11 protein-coding genes are annotated in these 18,182 nt (G+C 36.4%); 9 read left to right on the top strand and 2 right to left on the bottom strand.

All coding sequences use genetic code 11. The features are described from left to right. Positions 1-602: 602 nt before the first annotated feature. Complete coding sequence (locus WH267_RS08870; protein WP_340007468.1) at positions 603-1,307, top strand: class I SAM-dependent methyltransferase; 705 nt, start codon at positions 603-605, stop codon at positions 1,305-1,307. 199 nt (positions 1,308-1,506) lie between these two features. Here WH267_RS08870 and metG read toward each other — a convergent pair whose 3' ends face one another. Further along, positions 1,507-3,543, bottom strand: coding sequence for a methionine--tRNA ligase (gene metG, locus WH267_RS08865; protein ID WP_115971111.1), 2,037 nt, complete (start codon positions 3,541-3,543; stop codon positions 1,507-1,509). A gap of 331 nt (positions 3,544-3,874) precedes the next feature. On the opposite strand from metG, the gene WH267_RS08860 reads away from it, so the two are divergent. The 5 genes from WH267_RS08860 to WH267_RS08840 all read left to right on the top strand — a co-directional run bounded on the left by WH267_RS08860 (position 3,875) and on the right by WH267_RS08840 (position 12,729). Beyond that, a complete protein-coding gene (locus WH267_RS08860; RefSeq protein WP_340007464.1) occupies positions 3,875-6,724 on the top strand; it encodes a SusC/RagA family TonB-linked outer membrane protein in 2,850 nt (949 codons plus the stop codon). A gap of 13 nt (positions 6,725-6,737) precedes the next feature. After that, complete coding sequence (locus WH267_RS08855) at positions 6,738-8,330, top strand: RagB/SusD family nutrient uptake outer membrane protein (protein WP_340007462.1); 1,593 nt, start codon at positions 6,738-6,740, stop codon at positions 8,328-8,330. 21 nt (positions 8,331-8,351) lie between these two features. Beyond that, positions 8,352-9,422 (top strand): SusF/SusE family outer membrane protein, encoded by a 1,071-nt coding sequence (locus WH267_RS08850; RefSeq protein ID WP_340007460.1) that lies wholly within the window; start codon positions 8,352-8,354, stop codon positions 9,420-9,422. Between the two features lie 85 nt (positions 9,423-9,507). Continuing rightward, the gene (locus WH267_RS08845) at positions 9,508-11,664 is read left to right on the top strand and encodes a glycoside hydrolase family 97 protein (protein ID WP_340007458.1); all 2,157 of its coding nucleotides are present in this window, start codon (positions 9,508-9,510) and stop codon (positions 11,662-11,664) included. Between the two features lie 78 nt (positions 11,665-11,742). Beyond that, positions 11,743-12,729, top strand: coding sequence for a bile acid:sodium symporter family protein (locus tag WH267_RS08840; protein WP_340007456.1), 987 nt, complete (start codon positions 11,743-11,745; stop codon positions 12,727-12,729). Positions 12,730-12,936: 207 nt separating this feature from the next. Here WH267_RS08840 and WH267_RS08835 read toward each other — a convergent pair whose 3' ends face one another. Beyond that, positions 12,937-13,911 (bottom strand): sterol desaturase family protein, encoded by a 975-nt coding sequence (locus WH267_RS08835; protein WP_123320116.1) that lies wholly within the window; start codon positions 13,909-13,911, stop codon positions 12,937-12,939. A 395-nt stretch (positions 13,912-14,306) separates the two neighbouring features. On the opposite strand from WH267_RS08835, the gene WH267_RS08830 reads away from it, so the two are divergent. From WH267_RS08830 to WH267_RS08820, 3 genes are read left to right on the top strand one after another with little or no spacing between them, the layout of a single operon-like run. Continuing rightward, positions 14,307-16,169 (top strand): glycoside hydrolase family 13 protein, encoded by a 1,863-nt coding sequence (locus tag WH267_RS08830; protein WP_340007453.1) that lies wholly within the window; start codon positions 14,307-14,309, stop codon positions 16,167-16,169. Positions 16,170-16,178: 9 nt separating this feature from the next. Beyond that, positions 16,179-16,700 (top strand): nuclear transport factor 2 family protein, encoded by a 522-nt coding sequence (locus WH267_RS08825; RefSeq protein WP_123319709.1) that lies wholly within the window; start codon positions 16,179-16,181, stop codon positions 16,698-16,700. Positions 16,701-16,714: 14 nt separating this feature from the next. Further along, positions 16,715-18,097 (top strand): MFS transporter, encoded by a 1,383-nt coding sequence (locus WH267_RS08820; protein WP_115971118.1) that lies wholly within the window; start codon positions 16,715-16,717, stop codon positions 18,095-18,097. Positions 18,098-18,182: the final 85 nt, after the last annotated feature.

Raw genomic sequence — 18,182 nt, 5'->3', positions numbered from 1 at the left:
TTAATGCTTTTAACGCAGTGCCTTTGCGAACGGAAAGCTAAGCAGGATTAAAGTTATCTTAGCGATCATAGCGTTTTAAATCTATAGTTGAACTAACGTTATCATTTTAACGCAGTGTTCGCAAAGATTTAAAATAAAATATATAGATACGTTGGCAAAGGCGTTTCACTTAGCAAAGGCTGTAATCCGGAGTCTTCGCTGAACGCAGTGCCTTTGCGAACGGAAAGCTAAGCAGGATTAAAGTTATCTTAGCGATCATAGCGTTTTAAATCTATAGTTGAACTAACGTTATCCAGTGTTCACAAAGATTTAAAATAGAATACATAAATACGTTTGCAAAGCTGTTTCTCTCAGCAAAGGTTGTAATCTGGCTGAATGAAATGTCTTTGTGATCTTAAAAAAGCACGGGCATCCTCAAAAATCCTTGCAATTTATTGTGTTATATTTATGTATTTAGATAAAATGTGAGCAATAGTTTTATTCCGAATTGAGGGATAAAGAGAATAAAGTTATGTAAGGGAAAAAACAATGAGAACTTCGTAACCAGAAAACCCGAACTTCAAACTTTGAACTTTACCCTCTGAAGCCGTATCTTTGCTGCTATGAAAGATTTAATGGGCCAAGCGATCTGGGATTATTATCACGATGAAAATCCTCAAGACCTGCAAACAGAAACGTCAATTTCTGAATTGGATGAACTTCCTGTAGATTATTTATTCAGGGATTTTGAAGAGATGAATGATATTGAGCAGAAAGCTTTACAACTTTCAAAAGGTAAAGTTCTGGATATTGGAGCAGGAGCCGGTTCACATGCTTTATATCTTCAGAATGCAGCTGATCTTGATGTCACAGCGTTGGATATTTCTCCGAAATCCATTGAAGTTTGTCAGTTAAGAGGAATTAAAAAGGCTGTTTGTAAAAACATCCTTGATTTTTCAGGGGAAACGTTTGACACTGTTTTATTGTTGATGAATGGTACCGGAATCTTTGAAGGATTATCTAAAATAGATCCTTATCTTCAGAAGCTAGGAAGTCTGTTGAACGAAGGTGGTCAGATTCTAATTGACAGTACAGATATTTTATATATGTTTGACCGTGATAAAGACGGCGGAGTGTACATTCCTGCCGGAGGGTATTACGGAGAACTCGAGTATATTGTTCATTATAAAGGTGAATCTGAAAAACCGATCACATGGCTTTACTTAGATTTTAATACGTTGAAGAATGCTGCTGAACACAATGGCTTTAAAGTTGAAAAGATATTGAAGGACGAAGATTCTTATTTAGCAAAACTGACCAAAAAATAAATTATTTTAACGATATTCATTGGAAGAAACGGGCTTTAGCCCGTTTTGTTTTTTATATCCTTTCCATAGGCTTTGGCCAAAACTTATTTCGGAATGATCTGCGAAATCTGTGAGATCTGTGGGAGAACACTTTTTCACCATCAAAAAAGAAAGGCTGTCTCCCATAGAAACAGCCTTTAATCTTTATAGTAAGGAAAAATTATCCGATTTCAATACCGTTTTCAACATTGCTGTCATCCGGTGTTACGAAAGATAATTTACCATCAGGTTTAGTTGTTAATAATAACATCCCCTGAGATTCAATGCCTCTGATCTTTCTTGGAGCAAGGTTTAATAAAATCATCACCTGCTTTCCAATTATTTCTTCAGGAGTAAAGCTTTCCGCAATTCCTGAAACCACAGTTCTTACATCCACTCCTGTATCTACAGTCAGTTTTAGCAATTTATCTGCTTTTTCTACTTTTTCAGCTTCTAAAATGGTGGCTGTTCTAAGATCTATTTTAGTAAAATCATCAAAAGTGATTTCTTCTTTCATTGGATTAGCGTTAGGGTTTGTTTTCTTATTGTTTTGTTTTGTGTTTTCCAGCTTCTGGATCTGAGCTTCGATTACACTGTCTTCAATTTTAGTAAATAATAAGGGTGCTTCTTCAATTTTATGCCCACTTTCAATATGGATTTCAGTATTTTGTAAATCATTCCAATTCTTCTTCTCGATATTGAAGTATCCAAATAATTTTTCTGCTGAAAACGGCATAAATGGTTCACATAACTGAGCAACAACTGCTGCAATTTGAGCTCCTACAAATAAAGATTGTGCAGCTTCTTTTGGATCGTTTTTAATCGTTTTCCAAGGCTCTGCATTCTGAAGATATAAATTACCATAGTCTACTAAGCCCATAAATGCATTTAAAGCATTTCTAAACTCATATTTTTCAAGGTAATTTTTAACATCTTCAATTGCTGTTTTAATTGCAGCTTTGCTTGTTTCATCTAAGATCCCATCTGGAACTTTACCTTCAAAATTCTTATTTGTGAAGGAAATAACTCTATTAATAAAATTACCAAATTTGTTTACTAATTCAGAATTGTTTTTCGTCTGGAAATCCTTCCATGTAAAGTTATTATCCTTTGTTTCAGGTGCTGATGAAAGAAGAGCATATCTTAAAACATCCTGTTGTCCAGGGAATTCTTCTACATATTCATGAGCCCATACTGCCCAGTTTCTTGATGTCGAGATTTTATCATTCTCAAGGTTCAGGAATTCAAAAGCAGGCACATTTTTAGGCATGATATAGTCTCCGTGAGCCTTCATCATTGCCGGGAAGATAATACAGTGGAATACGATATTATCCTTTCCGATAAAGTGTACCAGGTCACTGCTTTCACTTTGCCAGTAATCTTTCCAGTCTTTTCCGTTTTTCTCAGCCCATTCTTTAGTAAATGAAATATATCCGATTGGAGCGTCAAACCAAACATAAAGAACTTTTCCTTCTGCATTCGGAAGCGGAACCGGGACACCCCAGTTCAGGTCTCTGGTCATAGCACGGGGCTTTAAACCATCATTTAGCCATGATTTAACCTGACCATATACGTTAGGTTTCCAGTCATCTTTGTGACCTTCAATAATCCATTCGTTTAAAAAGTCTTCATATTCATTCAAAGGAAGGTACCAGTTCTTTGTATCTTTAAGAATAGGAACATTTCCACTAAGCATTGATTTCGGATTGATCAGTTCTGATGGAGAAAGGGTAGACCCACATTTCTCACATTGATCTCCATAAGCATTTTCATTACCACAATTCGGACAAGTTCCTACAATATAACGGTCAGCAAGGAATTCTCCTGCCTGCTCATCAAAATACTGTTCAGAAACCTCTTCCGTGAATTTTCCTTTTTCATAAAGAACTTTGAAGAAATCCTGACTGGTCTCATAATGTTTTGGGGAAGTGGTTCTTGAATATTCATCAAATGAAATTCCAAGATCTGAAAAAGATTTTTTAATGATCCCATGGTATTTGTCCACGATATCCTGAGGAGTAACCCCCTCTTTTTTAGCTCTTATGGTAATAGGAATACCATGCTCATCCGAACCACAGATAAACGCTACATCTTTTCCTAATCTTCTCTGAAATCTTGCGTAAACATCCGCAGGAATATAAACACCTGCCAAATGCCCTATATGAACCGGACCGTTTGCATAAGGCAAAGCTGCCGTAATCATCTTTCTGTTTGACATTTATAGTAAAGTTTTAACAGCAAAGATAAGGATTATCTCTTGAATACCGCTCTTTGTGGAGTTATTATAGTAAAAGCTACTGTTTTTTGTGCTTGAATATGAATTTAAGTTAAACAAACGTTTAACTTTATGTTAATGTAAGATAAATATTATGCATTGCATACTATCGTGTAAAATATTGAGGTGTATAATTTTAACTAAAAACGGTTTCGTAATATACATAAATTTATCATAATTTATATTAAAATTATAATAATTCTATTTTTTTTTTAAATTGCAACACTGGTATCAAGCCAGAATAAGACTGAAACGAAACTATAAAAATAAGATTGTGAAGAATTTTACAACAGTATTAAAAATAGCGCCTGCTTTCTTACTGGCAAGTACAGTAATGCACGCGCAGACTAAAGACTCTATCACCAAGGAGAAGAAAATTGAGGAAGTGGTTTTGATTGGGTATGGTGCTAAAAAGAAGTCTGATCTAACGGGTTCTGTAACTGCAGTTTCTGAAAAAGACTTTAATAAAGGAGCAATCGTATCCGCAGATCAATTAATCAATGGTAAAGCCCCAGGGGTGAGAATTACCAGCGATGGAGGAGCTCCGGATTCAAAGCCTAATATTAGGATTAGAGGAGGCGCTTCTTTAACGGCAAATAATAATCCATTAATTGTTATTGATGGTGTTCCCTTGGATTCTTCAAATCCTGCAGGAGTTTCCAATCCATTATCATTAGTAAATCCCAATGATATTGAATCCTTTTCAATACTGAAAGATGCTTCTGCAACAGCTATTTATGGTTCCAGAGCTTCAAACGGGGTTATTATTATTACCACAAAGAAAGGATCCTCTGGAAAAATGAGAATCAATTATAGTGGAAATATCTCAATAGGAAAAGTGACCAAGACTATTGATGTTATGGATGGGCCTACTTTTGAAAAATTTATGAGGGAATATAACAATAAACCCGAATATATTGACATGTTGGGCGTGAAAGAAAACGGAAAGCAGGTCATGTACAATACCAATTGGCAAGATGCAATTTTTAGAACTTCTGTTTCTACAGACCATAACCTGAGCATCAGATCTAATCTGTTTAAATCAATCCCTGCCAGATTTTCATTAGGATATAATAATACACAGGGGATCGTAAAGACCAATGATTATGACAGGTACACCGCGTCAATGAAGTTAACACCAACTTTATTTGATAACCACCTGAAAATTGATATTAATGTAAAGAATATTTTTTCTAATAAAAATACGATTGACGCAGATGGAGCAATTGGAGCTGCAATAACCGCAGATCCTACAAAACCGATATATAATCCGGATGGAAGTTATTATCAAAGTTTTAACGGATATGTAATGACAGGAGCAAGAAATCCTGTAGCGATCCTGATGCAGCGTACAAGACCGGAGAAAGTACAGAAATTCCTTGGAAATATTGAACTTGATTATAAAATGCATTTTCTGCCGGACTTAAGAGCAGTTGTAAACTTAGGGGCAGAATCTTCTTATGCAAAAATCCGTGAAGTGTATGCTGAGAATTCTTTACAGTCGTACAGAACTGTTTATCAAAATAGTACTGCGGTTGGTGGGGTTTATAATCCTGGACTGAATTATGGAGAAGAACAAAATATCTTCAATAAACTTTTAGATGCTTATTTAGTATACAGTAAGAAGTATGATGATAAGTTTATTTCAAAGTTTGATGTTCAGGGAGGCTATTCCTATCAGAATTTTGATAATAAAGGAAAGAAGCAGTTCTTTAATATGGATAACCCGTCAGGGATCCGTGAAGAAACTCCATATAATAAATATATTAATGATTACAGGAATGTACTGAACATTCAGTCGTTCTTTGGAAGAGCAAACATTGATATCAAGAATAAATATTTATTCACTCTGAGTTATCGTGCAGATGGTTCGTCATTATTTCCTACCAATAAAAGATGGGGACATTTCCCGGCAGCAGCTTTTGCCTGGAAACTTAATGATGAAAAATGGATGGAAAATTCCGGGTTTTCAGAGCTGAAATTAAGATTAGGCTGGGGTAAAACAGGACAGCAGGATATAACAGGATCTGCAGGTTTCTATCCTTATAGCCCTCTATATCAGATTGGGGATGTTAGATATTTCTATTTCCCAAGAACAATTTTACCGGATGGTACTATTATTCCTGAATTGTATACTGCACTGGCTTATAATCCATATCTGACATGGGAAAAAACAACTACCTATAATGCTGGAGTAGACTTTAGTACTAAAAACAGAAGAATATCCGGATCTATTGAATATTACCAAAGAAAAACAACCGATTTATTGGCTCAGGTTTCTTTCCCTCCTGGACAGATGCTTTCAAATGAGTTCATTGATAACGTAGGAAGTCTTACAAATAAAGGTTTTGAAGCGTCTTTTAATGTAAATCCTGTGAAAACTCAGGATCTGAACTGGGATCTGAACGCAAACGTTGCTTATAATATAGGAACGGTGGATGATTTGAGAGGAAGAGACAAAGTAGGAGCTAATGAATCTTCTCTGGCTTTTTCAGGAACAGGAGTTATTTTGGCATATCATGCTGTTGGGCAGCAGCCTTATTCTGCATGGGTATACCAACAGGCTTATGACAATGATGGAAGAGTAGTTCCAGGAGCATTTGTAGATAAAAATGGAGATGGAATCATCAGTGATGCTGATAAATCTTTTGTTCCCCTTAGACCTAAATGGACATTTGGGTTCGGAACATCAGTGAATTATAAGAACTTCGATTTATCAGCTAGTTTCAGAGGACAGATTGGAGGAAAAGTTTATTATGCTGCAAGAGTAAACAGAGGATTTACAGAAGCTTCTAATCCTGTAAACAGTAATAGTCTTTATAATGTTCTTAATTTTTATGATGGGGCAGCAGATCCAAGATTTAAAGCAAAAGGAGATGCAGAAGGACTGTCAGATTATAACTTACATGATGCTACTTTCTTACGTTGTGAGAATATTACATTAGGATATAAATTTGATAAACTGTTTAAGGGTACTACTTTAAGAGTTTATGGTGCCGTAAATAACGCATTTATTATTACTAATAATTACGTAGGTCAGGATCCTGAAAACTTCAATGCGATAGATGCCAACTTCTATCCAAGACCTAGAATATACACTTTTGGAGTAAATCTTGATTTTTAAAAATTGACACACAATGAAACTTAATAAATTAAAAATAATACTTTTATCATTCGCTTTAGTTTCCACAACTTCTTGCCTGAATGAATTAAATACAGAACCTGAATATCTTTTAACTCTGGATCAGCTTCTTCAATCTCAGCCTAATGCTGCCAATGGTCTTTTAGCAAAGGTTTATGCTTCTTTATCCATGTCAAGTGCAAAAGGGCCGGGTGAAGCAGATATCACAGGAGATGATAAAGGAGAAACCGTATTTCTGAGAGGGATTATCAATCTTGAAGACTTTACGGCAGACGGAATGAAAAACAGATGGGGTGATAATGGGCTGGACCAGTTAACAACAACAACGAAATGGACTTCTGATAACAAGTTTTTCAGATACCTGTTTGATAGAGTGTATTATACGGTGCCTCAGGCAAATGCGTTGATTGAGGCTTTCGGAAAGGCTAATATCAATAATAAAGAACAATACATCGGCGAGTTAAGATTCATCAGAGCCTTTGCTTATTTCTATATGATCGACTGTTTTGGAAAGGGAGTAATTGTTACAGAAAAAGACCTTGCCAATCCAACACCTAAAGAGCAGGCATCCAGAATAGAATTGTTTAAGTATGTTGAAAGTGAATTGTTGGCAATAGAACCTACTATCGCCAGTAAAACTGAGTACGGTCACGTAAACAAAGCAACAGTACAGATGCTGTTGTCAAGACTATATCTTAATGCTCAGGTATATACAGGTACAGCAAGATGGAATGATGCTGCTAATTATGCCAAAAAAGTAATTGATGAAGGAGGATATACTTTAGATACCAATTTTGTGAGAATGTTCTCTGCAGACAATAATACTTCTCCTGAAATAATTTTCCCATTAATTGCTGATCCAATCGGAACACAGAGTTATGGTAACTCTACTTATATCATTAATGGAAGTACTGGAGGAGCTCCTTCTACCTTAAATCCAGCTCTGCTTGGAATTAAAGGTGACGGATGGGGAGGTCACAGAGCTTCAAAAGCCTGGTATGGTCTGTTTGGAAACAGTCTTACTGATTATAGCGGTGGTAGTGCAAGTGCTTTAGCAGCTACTCAGGATCAGAGAGGGAAGCTATTCTGGCAGACAGGTCATGAATATGAAATGACTGACTATAAAACATGGGCAGACGGTTATCCTTCAACAAAGTTCAGAAACTTAAGAACATCAGGGTCTTCTGAAACTACAGATTTTTCAGGATCAGATTTTCCTGTATTCAGGTTATCAGAAGCATATCTTACTTATGCAGAATGTGCAATCAGAGGCGCTTCTACTGCAAACCTGGGACAGGCTTTAATCTATATGAATGAATTGAGAGGAAAAAGAACTGCTTCTCAAATCAATACAGGTAATCTTACTTTAGATTTTATTTTAGCAGAAAGAGCAAGAGAATTCAACCTGGAAGGACAAAGAAGAACAGACCTGATCAGATTTGATAAATTTACAGGCGGTTCATACCTATGGCCATGGAAAGGAGGTGTAAAAGATGGAACTGCAATTTCATCCAATTATAACGTATTCCCTATTCCGAATACAGCCTTGTCTTCCAACCCGAATTTAACACAAAACCCAGGGTATTAATTTTTAAAACTGAAACTGAAAATGAAACATTTTTTTAAAATATTCACAATAGCCGTTCTCGGGATTTTGGTTGCTTCATGTAAAGATGAAGATCAGGCAATAATGAACGAAACAGGACAGAGTAAAATTACATCTGATAAAACAACTATTGTTTTAGATAAAGCTCATTTAGATGATGCAGCAGTTAATTTTACATGGGCAAAATCAACTTTCGATCTGTCTGTGGTTTCTGCTCCAAAAATTGAAATAGGGCTTAAAGGAAGTAATTTTAAAGATGCTAAGTCTTTGGATGTTGTAACCTCACCTTATTCAATGACAAATAAACAGTTGAACACATTGTTATTGAGTTTAGGAGCAACTCCCAATGAAGCTAACCAGGTAGAAGTAAGGTTAAGAACAGTAGTGGGAACAGCATCTTTTTATTCCAATGTAATTACACTAGCTGTAACACCTTATATTTTAGGACCAATATATAATTATACAGATCTTTACCTTATCGGTGATGCTACCGCAGGAGGTTGGGATAATTCTGGAACCAATGCAAAATTATATCCTTTACAAAAAGCAGCTACAGCTGGAGTATATTCTTATACCGGATATTTTGCAGTGGGAGGGGTGAAATTTATTCAAACTCCCGGATCCTGGGATAATCAATATGGGCTTGGTACTTCTGCAGGATCTTTACTTGCTGGAGGAGGATCTTCAAATATTTCGATAGCTACAGCAGGATATTACAAGCTTACAGTTGATGTAAATGCATTAAAGTATACTTTAACATCCATTAGCGATCCAACAACGTCATATACTGTTATTTCCATGATTGGTTCAGCTTCAGCAGGTTGGGATACTGATGTAGACATGGAAAAATCAACTTTCGATCCTCATGTTTGGGTAAAGAAAAAAATTGCTTTAAGCTCAGGTGAGTTTAAATTCAGAGCAAATCACGATTGGGGAACAAACTGGGGTGTTGCTAAAGAGTTCTTTGGAGTGGCAGATCTTGGAGGTGGAAATATTCCTGTAAGTGAGTCTTTCAATTACGATGTGTATTTCAATGATATTACAGGAGAATTTTCAGTAATTCCCGTATTCTAAATCAATAAAAATCAAGTTAAAATCAAGCAAAGTGCTGCTTTACTGCAGCACTTTATCTATTTTTTTAAGTTAATAAATAGTCATTATGAAGAAAATTACAGTTGGAGCGCTCTTGCTCTCAATGATGTTTACAGGTGTGAAAGCACAATCTTTAAAATCGCCGGACGGTAAATTTGAAATGAACTTCCAATTGAAAGATGGAGTTCCTTTCTATAACCTGAAATACAACGGTGCGGTGGTAGTTGAAGATTCAAAATTGGGATTGAGATTATTTAAAGACACAGCCATAAAATTTGCTTCTGAAATAGCCAAACCGGAAGATGCAAAATACGACCTTAACAACGGTTTTGCAAAGGTAGATGAAAAAAGAGACTCCAAAAATGAAACGTGGCAGCCGGTTCTTGGAGAAAAGAAAAATTATATCAACAACTATAATGAATTGGCACTTACGCTGAATCAGGCTTCTACAGACAGAAGTATTGTGGTAAAATTCAGATTGTTTAATGATGGTCTTGGATTCAGATATGAGTTTCCGCAACAGAAAAACCTTAATTATTTCGTCATCAGAGAAGAAGATTCTGAAATCGATTTCCCAACTGATATGAAAGCCTGGTGGATGGTCGCAGACTATGACTCTCAGGAATATCAGTATCAGGAAACAAAAGTTTCTGAAATTCCCGCAAAATGGGATAAAGCAGCTGATGCCAATGCCTCTCAGGCTTTAGTGAAAAATGCAGTTCAGTCTCCGTTAATGCTTAAAAAAGAAGGGAAATCACCTTTATACATCAATGTTGCAGAAGCTGCTGTATTAGATTACCCGGCTTCACATCTGGAAGTTGATGCCCAGAACTTTAAGTTCAAGACCCACTTAACAGCTGACAGACAGGGAGCGAAAGGATATATCCAGACCCCATCAGTAACACCTTGGAGAACGATCATCGTGGCACCAAAGGCAGAAGAGGTAATGGATTCCAAAATGATCTTTAACCTGAACGAACCTACGAAATATACTGATACGTCTTATATCCACCCAACAAAATACATGGGAGTATGGTGGGAAATGATTATCGGAAAATCACAGTGGGCCTATTCTACAGCTGAAAATGTTCATTTGGATAAAACAGACTTTGCAAAATTGACTCCAAATGGAAAACATGCAGCTAATAATACGAAAGTTAAAGAATACATAGACTTTGCTGCTGAAAATGGATTCCAGGGATTATTGATCGAAGGCTGGAATATTGGTTGGGAAGACTGGTTCGGACACTCTAAAGAATTTGTTTTCGATTTCGTTACCCCTTACCCCGATTTCGATATCAAAATGCTGAATGATTATGCCCATTCAAAAGGAATCAAACTGATCATGCACCACGAAACTTCAGGTTCAGCAACGAACTACGAAAGATGGGCAGATAAAGCATTCCAGACAATGAACAAATATGGGTATGATGCTGTAAAAACAGGATATGTGGGAGATATCATCCCAAGAGGTGAACATCATTATTCTCAATGGACAATCAACCATTATTATAGAATTGCTGAAAAGGCAAACGACTATAAAATTATGATAAATTCTCACGAGTCTGTTCGTCCTACAGGAGAAAGCCGTACTTATCCGAACTACATCTCTGCAGAAGCTGCACGTGGAACAGAGTATGAAGCATTTGGAGGAAACAAGCCGGATCACCAGACCGTACTTCCGTTCACAAGATGGATGGGCGGTTCTATGGATTATACACCGGGAATTTTCCAGACGAAGTTAGATTATTATTTCCCTGGAGATCAGCGTTTCGTAAAAACTACGTTGGCAAAACAGCTTGCATTGTATGTAACGATGTATATGCCACTTCAGATGGCTGCCGATCTTCCTGAGAACTATAAAAAGCACATGGATGCCTTCCAGTTTATCAAAGATGTAGCTGCTGACTGGGATGATACGAAGATCTTATCTGCTGAACCGGGAGATTATGTAATCACTGCAAGAAAAGCAAAAGGTACAGAAAACTGGTTTGTAGGAGGAATTACCGATGAGAACAAACGTGAGTACACGGTAGACTTCTCATTCCTGGCTAAAGGGAAAAAATATGAAGCAACAATCTATGAAGATGGAAAAGATGCCGATTATATAGACAATCCTCAAAGCTATAATATCTATAAGAAAGAGATTAACAGCAAATCGAAAATTAATTTTAAAATGGTAAGAAGTGGAGGTTTTGCAATCTCTATAAAACCGGTAAAATAAAAATTTCTTAATTTTATAATCCTTAAAGGTACAACCTTTAAGGATTTTTTTATTTCTTAATCTTGTATTGTAATGCTGATGGCTAAAGTTTTTAATAAACAGAATGTTTTTCTTTTCCTGCTGATGGGGATGGTTGTAATGGGTAAACTGATCCCTTTTGATAAATCCTACAATCAGTATTTCAATCTTTCCGCCTTTATAGATTGGGGAATTGCTGCGATTTTTTTATTGTATGGACTTAAGCTTAATCTCAAAGAAGTAGTAAAAGATATCTCAAACTGGAAACTGCATTTGTTGATTCAGTCCGGAACATTTATTCTTTTTCCGTTATTGGTATTGATCTTTTACCCTCTGGTGAAAGGAACAGAATATTATGAAATCTGGCTTTCCATATTTTTCCTGGCCGCTTTGCCTTCTACCGTTTCATCGTCTGTAGTAATGGTGTCTATAGCAAAAGGAAATGTGACTTCCGCAATTTTCAATGCTTCTATTTCAGGGTTGATAGGAATTGTGATGACACCTCTTCTGATGAGCTTTTTCTTAACTTCACAATCAGGTTCAGGAGATCAGGGTGAAGTGATACAACAGCTTTTGATGAAAGTTTTGTTACCCATTGTTTTAGGAATTATATTCAATCCTGTTTTCAAAAAATGGGTGACAAAATATTCAAATATCATTGCAGAATTTGACAAACTTATTATTCTGTTAATTGTTTATGAAAGTTTTTCAACAGCATTTATAGAAAATATTTTCAGTTCTGTTCCGCCGGTTATATTTTTAATACTGGCTTTCAGTGTGGTTTTCCTGTTTTTTGCAGTTTACAATATCCTTAAATTGATTTCAGGAAAGATGAAGTTCAATGCTAAAGATACTGTTACAGTCACTTTCTGTGGCTCAAAAAAATCACTAGTTCATGGAAGCCTTTTTCTATTGGTTTTGAATATTCCTGATGATAAAAAAGTATTATTTCTGCTTCCGGTAATGGTGTACCATAGTTTTCAATTGTTTTATGTGAGCTGGCTGGCCAGTAAAATTGCAGAAAGATCAATAGGTAATAAAGAATAGAATCTTAATAATTAAGATAAACCACTATGGCTATTGTGCTCTGTCGTTCCGAATACAAACTGAAGGTTTGCGAACATAGTTAATGAAGTGAAATGAAAAATCTCAGTAATAGATGATGCTCCTCTTTTGTCAGATTAACAACAGTGTAAAATTATATATAACCACATAATGAAAAACCCCAGGCTAAGCAGCTTGGGGTTTTTATTTCTAATTCGGAGTGTATTCCGGTTCTGTAGCTTCCGTCTGCTCATTCTGAACAGGTAGCGGCTTATTTTTTATTTTCTCTTTGTATTCCCTCTGGAACTGCTTCACTGTTTTTCCGGTACCGTCATGTCTCCATCCCGGTGAGTAGAAGAGGTATTTCAGACGATCTTTGAAAGAAAGTCCTGGTTGTTTAAGGTCCTTCCCAATTCTTCTCCATTCATAAAACAGTACTGTAGCAGGATCTTTAGACTTCATTTTAGGATAAATCCCATATTTTACAGGCACTTCCGGATCTTCCTTTTCAAAAGTTCCGAAGATTTTGTCCCAGATAATCAATCCCATTCCCATATTACGGTCCAGGTATTTGATGTTACAGGCATGATGCACACGGTGGTGAGAAGGCGTTACCAAAATGTATTCCAGGAAGCCCATGCTTTTGATAGATTGTGTATGTACAAAGGTTCCATAAATCTGAATAGCAGAATAAGCTACCATTACATGAAGCGGATGGAATCCCACTAATGCCAGAGGGGAAAAGAACAGATATCTGTACAGCGGCTGAAATACAGGACTTCTGAATCCTGTGGTGATATTGAAATAATCAGAATTGTGATGGGTAATGTGTACCGCCCAGAAGACACGGGAATGATGGTCTACATAATGGTGGACATAATAGGCAAAATCCTGGGCCAGGAATACTGCAATCCAGTACCAGATCCCAACTTCCCAATCAAAAATACGATGATAGTAAAAGAACATCATAACGAGCATCGAAAACCCTTTCATAATGATATCCAGGCTATAATTTAAAAGCGCTAAAAGCACATTGGTTGCCACATCTTTAGTCTCGTAAAGCTTATCTTTATTGAAGTGACTATACGCCATTTCTATAAAGATGATACCCGCAAACATAGGTATGGCCCAAGGATAAACAATATCCGGCCCATCACTTTCAAACATTTTACTAAAATCAAACATTTTTTCTGTAAAATTAAGCATTAAACGGATAAAATGGGAGTTTTTTAGATTTAATATTGGATTTTATACATGTTTTAATGGAAATTTAATAAAAAATATAATGGCAATTGTGAAATATTCCGATTTATCCTTTACAATAAAGTGTAATAATGGGCAGAGAGTCTGTCTGAATTTTATCAAGTTAAAGAATCCTATAGGACTCATAAATAAAAGAAAATTCTGCTGATCATTTTATAATAACTCTAAAAAATTTTCGTAATTTGCTGCTAAGTTGTTCATACTTAAATTGTTGTGTTGTATAGTGTAACTTGTTGGTTTTCAAAATAATCAATAGTATTCTTAACGACATTTTATAGTACACAGCTGATGGTTACATGGAAGATTAAGACTAAGCTATGAGAAGAATATATACTATTTTTGCCCTTTCAGCTGCCACAATCGCTTTTTCCCAATCAAAAACATTGGAAAAAGTTGAACCGGCTTTCTGGTGGAAGGGAATGAAAAATCCTGAACTTCAGATCCTTGTTTATGGAAAAGGAATTGCCAATCATGAGATTTCACTTTCAGATGGAGTAAAGATTAAAGACATTCAGAAAGTTGAAAGTCCAAACTATGTTTTTATTACAGTTAAAACCAATGAAATCAACGTTCCGAAGTTTACAATCAATATTGGAAAAGATAAAAAGAATCTTGGTTCTTACACCTACGAACTGAAGCAGAGGAATTCTGGGTCTGCAGACCGGGAATCTTATACTTCAAAAGATGTAATGTACCTCATAATGCCTGATCGTTTTGCCAACGGAAATGAAAAAAATGATTCCGTTCCCGAATTAACTGAAAAAGGAGATCGTAATTTGCCTAACGGTAGGCATGGTGGTGACCTTCAGGGAATCATCAATAACCTGGACTATATTCAGAATCTGGGAGCAACGGCTGTTTGGCTAACACCAGTGAATGAGGATAATGAAAAAGTATACTCTTATCACGGATATGCCCAAACTGACCTTTATAAAATTGATGCCCGCTACGGAACCAATGAAGATTACAAAAAGCTTTCCCAGGAGCTCAATAAAAGGAATATGAAACTGGTAATGGATTATGTTACCAATCATTGGGGTGTTTCCCATTGGATGATAAAAGATTTGCCAACCAAAGATTGGATTCACCTGTTCAAAGAAGGTGAAAATGGGTTTAAAAGATCCAATTATAAAATTTCCACTCAGTTTGATACCAATGCTTCAGAAATAGATAAAAAATATGCTTTGGATGGGTGGTTTGATAAAACAATGCCGGATATTAACCAGAAAAATCCGCTGGTTTTAAAATACCTGACCCAAAATGCTATCTGGTGGATCGAATATGCTGAATTAGGTGGTTTCCGTGTAGATACTTATCCTTACAATGATAAGGAAGCTATGGCGAAATGGGCAAAAGCTATTACCGATGAATATCCTAAGTTCAATATCGTAGGAGAAACATGGCTTGGGACTGCAGGACAAATTTCAGCCTGGCAGAAAAATTCTAAGACAGGTGAAGCAGCGGGATACAATTCAAACCTGCCATCTGTAATGGATTTTATGCTGTTTGGAGAGATGCCGAATGCTTTTAAAGAAAAAGAAAGCTGGAACAAAGGATTGATAAAGCTTTACGAATCTTTGAGTAGCGATTTCCTTTATCCGGATATCAATAATGTCATGGTCTTTTTTGAAAATCACGACACCGAAAGATGGAATGAAATCTTCAATGCAGATCCTAATGCCTACAAAATGGGATTAACCCTGATCTCAACTGTTCGCGGAATTCCTCAGATCTATTATGGCTCAGAAGTAGGAATGCGTGGAAATAAAGAGAAAGGAGGGGATGCTGATATCCGCAGAGACTTTCCTGGCGGCTGGAAAACTGATAAACAGAATGCATTCAATCCTGTAGCGCAAACCTCTGAACAAAAAGAATTCTATCAGTTTACTCAGAAATTATTGAACTGGAGAAAAGGAAAAGAAGTCATTCATACTGGAAAAACGAAAAATTTTGTTCCAAAGGATGATATTTTTACTTATTTCAGATATAATGATAAGGAAAGTGTGATGGTGGTCATCAACAATAATACAAAAGATCAGACGTTAGACTTAAAATATTTTGAAGAATCATTAAAAGGATTCTCCAAAGGAAAAGAGGTGATCTCAGGAAAAGAATTCTCATTACAGAATACTTTGACAATTCCTGCCAAAACACCATTGATTATTGAACTTGAAAAATAAATAATACCTATGAAAAAATTAATAGCTGTTCATACACTCATCCTGTTTTTATTCGGATTTACAATGTTGTCTGCACAGTCAAACAAAACATTTGAAAAAGAAAAATCAGAAATCAGCACTATGCTTGATGCTTTTAACGTAGCAGCTGCTAAAGCTGATTATACGGGGTATTTCAATTTTTTTGCTGATGAATCTACCTTTATCGGAACAGATGCCACAGAGATCTGGAATAAAAAAGAATTTATGGTTTGGGCAAAGCCTCATTTCGATAAAAAGAAAACCTGGAATTTTACCGCATTGAAAAGAAATATCCACTTCAGTAAAGACGGAAAACTGGCTTGGTTTGATGAATTACTGGATACTCAGATGAAAATCTGCCGTGGTTCAGGAGTTGTGGAAAAGATCAATGGACAATGGAAAGTAAAACAGTACGTCCTTTCTATGACGGTTCCTAATGATGTTGTAGATAAAGTGGTAGCTGAAAAAGCTGCTCTTGAAGATGTTTTGATTAAAGAATTAAAAACAAAATAAGCATAAAAATAGCAATGGCTGGAAAAATGAAACCGGAACTTTCACTTACTCAGATCATCAATATGAGTATGGGATTCCTGGGAATCCAAATGGCATTCGGATTACAGAATGGAAATGCAAGCCGTATTCTTGCCAATTTAGGAGCAGACGTTCACGAACTGTCGTGGTTCTGGCTCGTAGCTCCCATTACAGGACTTATTGTTCAGCCTATTATTGGCCATATGGGGGATAATACCTGGAGTCCGTTGGGAAGAAGGAAACCTTATTTCCTGATTGGAGCCATTTTGTGTTCCATTGGATTGGTCTTACTCCCTAATGCAGCTTCTGTAACTCAGATGTTTGCAGCCAATGCCCTTTTACTGGCGGTAATCTTTCTTGCAATGATGGATGCTTCCGTGAATGTTGCTATGGAACCTTTCAGAGCTTTAGTGGGAGATATGCTTCCGAAACATCAGGGAACGATAGGCTTTTCAGTACAAACCATTCTGATTGGATTTGGAGCAGTGCTGGGTTCTTATTTACCGGATTGGCTGACGAAATTGGGAGTTTCCAATGTAGCACCTAAAGGTTTTGTTGCTGACAATGTGATCTATTCCTTTTATGTAGGAGCGGTATTGCTGATCATATCTATTTTGTATACCATTATTACTACTAAAGAATATTCTCCGGAAGAATTTGCTGCATTTGAAGACGGCAAAGAAATAGAATATGAAAAATCTAAATTTTCAGACATTTTTAAAGATTTTGCAGCCATTCCTGCGCAGATGAAAAATCTGGGAATTGTTCAGTTCTTTTCGTGGTTTGCCTTATTTACGATGTGGGTATTTACAACCAGTGCACTGGCAACTCATCATTTAGGGCTTTCTCCTGAAGATACTCACTCGAAGGCATTCAATGATGCCGGGGATTTAACGGGTAAACTCTTTGGGATGTATAACCTTTGGGCAATCCCATTCGCATTTCTCTTAACACCTATTGCTAAATGGATTGGTAAAAAACAAACCCACGCCTTAGCTTTGCTGTGCGGAGGATTAGGATTGATCTCCATGTACTTCATCAAAGAGGTAGATAATTTATGGATTTCTATGATTGGTTTAGGATTTGCCTGGGCAAGTATTTTGGCAATGCCTTACGCTATGCTGATTGAAGTGATTCCACAGAGAAAAATGGGTGTTTATATGGGAATATTCAACTTCTTTATTGTGATTCCACAGATCATCAATGGTCTGTTTGGAGGACCTATTGTGAGCGGTATTTTTGGAAAGCAGGCCATGGATTATGTAGTGGTAGGAGGTGTATGTATGTTAATTGGTGCTGTGGTAACTATGATCTTCGTTAAATCTGAAGATGAAACCCCTAAAGAAATCGAAGAAGAGATCAAGCAGGTACATTTTTAGTTCAATATAAAAAGGCGACAAGCGACAGGCATAATGTCTGTAAAATAATAGGATTAAAATTCAATAGAAGCGGGCTTTAGCCCGC

It is taken from the genome of Chryseobacterium sp. MYb328, from assembly GCF_037572595.1.
GTDB lineage: Bacteria > Bacteroidota > Bacteroidia > Flavobacteriales > Weeksellaceae > Chryseobacterium > Chryseobacterium pennae.
Note: the sequence above shows the minus strand (reverse complement) of the source record. Positions and strands in the feature narration are given on the sequence as shown.

Bases quoted from the DNA above. Each gene is read 5' to 3' on its own strand.
- WH267_RS08870 (WP_340007468.1), top strand. From the start codon at position 603: ATGAAAGATTTAATGGGCCAAGCGATCTGGGATTATTATCACGATGAA.
- metG (WP_115971111.1), bottom strand. From the start codon at position 3,543: ATGTCAAACAGAAAGATGATTACGGCAGCTTTGCCTTATGCAAACGGT.
- WH267_RS08855 (WP_340007462.1), top strand. From the start codon at position 6,738: ATGAAACTTAATAAATTAAAAATAATACTTTTATCATTCGCTTTAGTT.
- WH267_RS08850 (WP_340007460.1), top strand. From the start codon at position 8,352: ATGAAACATTTTTTTAAAATATTCACAATAGCCGTTCTCGGGATTTTG.
- WH267_RS08845 (WP_340007458.1), top strand. From the start codon at position 9,508: ATGAAGAAAATTACAGTTGGAGCGCTCTTGCTCTCAATGATGTTTACA.
- WH267_RS08840 (WP_340007456.1), top strand. From the start codon at position 11,743: ATGGCTAAAGTTTTTAATAAACAGAATGTTTTTCTTTTCCTGCTGATG.
- WH267_RS08835 (WP_123320116.1), bottom strand. From the start codon at position 13,911: ATGTTTGATTTTAGTAAAATGTTTGAAAGTGATGGGCCGGATATTGTT.
- WH267_RS08830 (WP_340007453.1), top strand. From the start codon at position 14,307: ATGAGAAGAATATATACTATTTTTGCCCTTTCAGCTGCCACAATCGCT.
- WH267_RS08825 (WP_123319709.1), top strand. From the start codon at position 16,179: ATGAAAAAATTAATAGCTGTTCATACACTCATCCTGTTTTTATTCGGA.
- WH267_RS08820 (WP_115971118.1), top strand. From the start codon at position 16,715: ATGGCTGGAAAAATGAAACCGGAACTTTCACTTACTCAGATCATCAAT.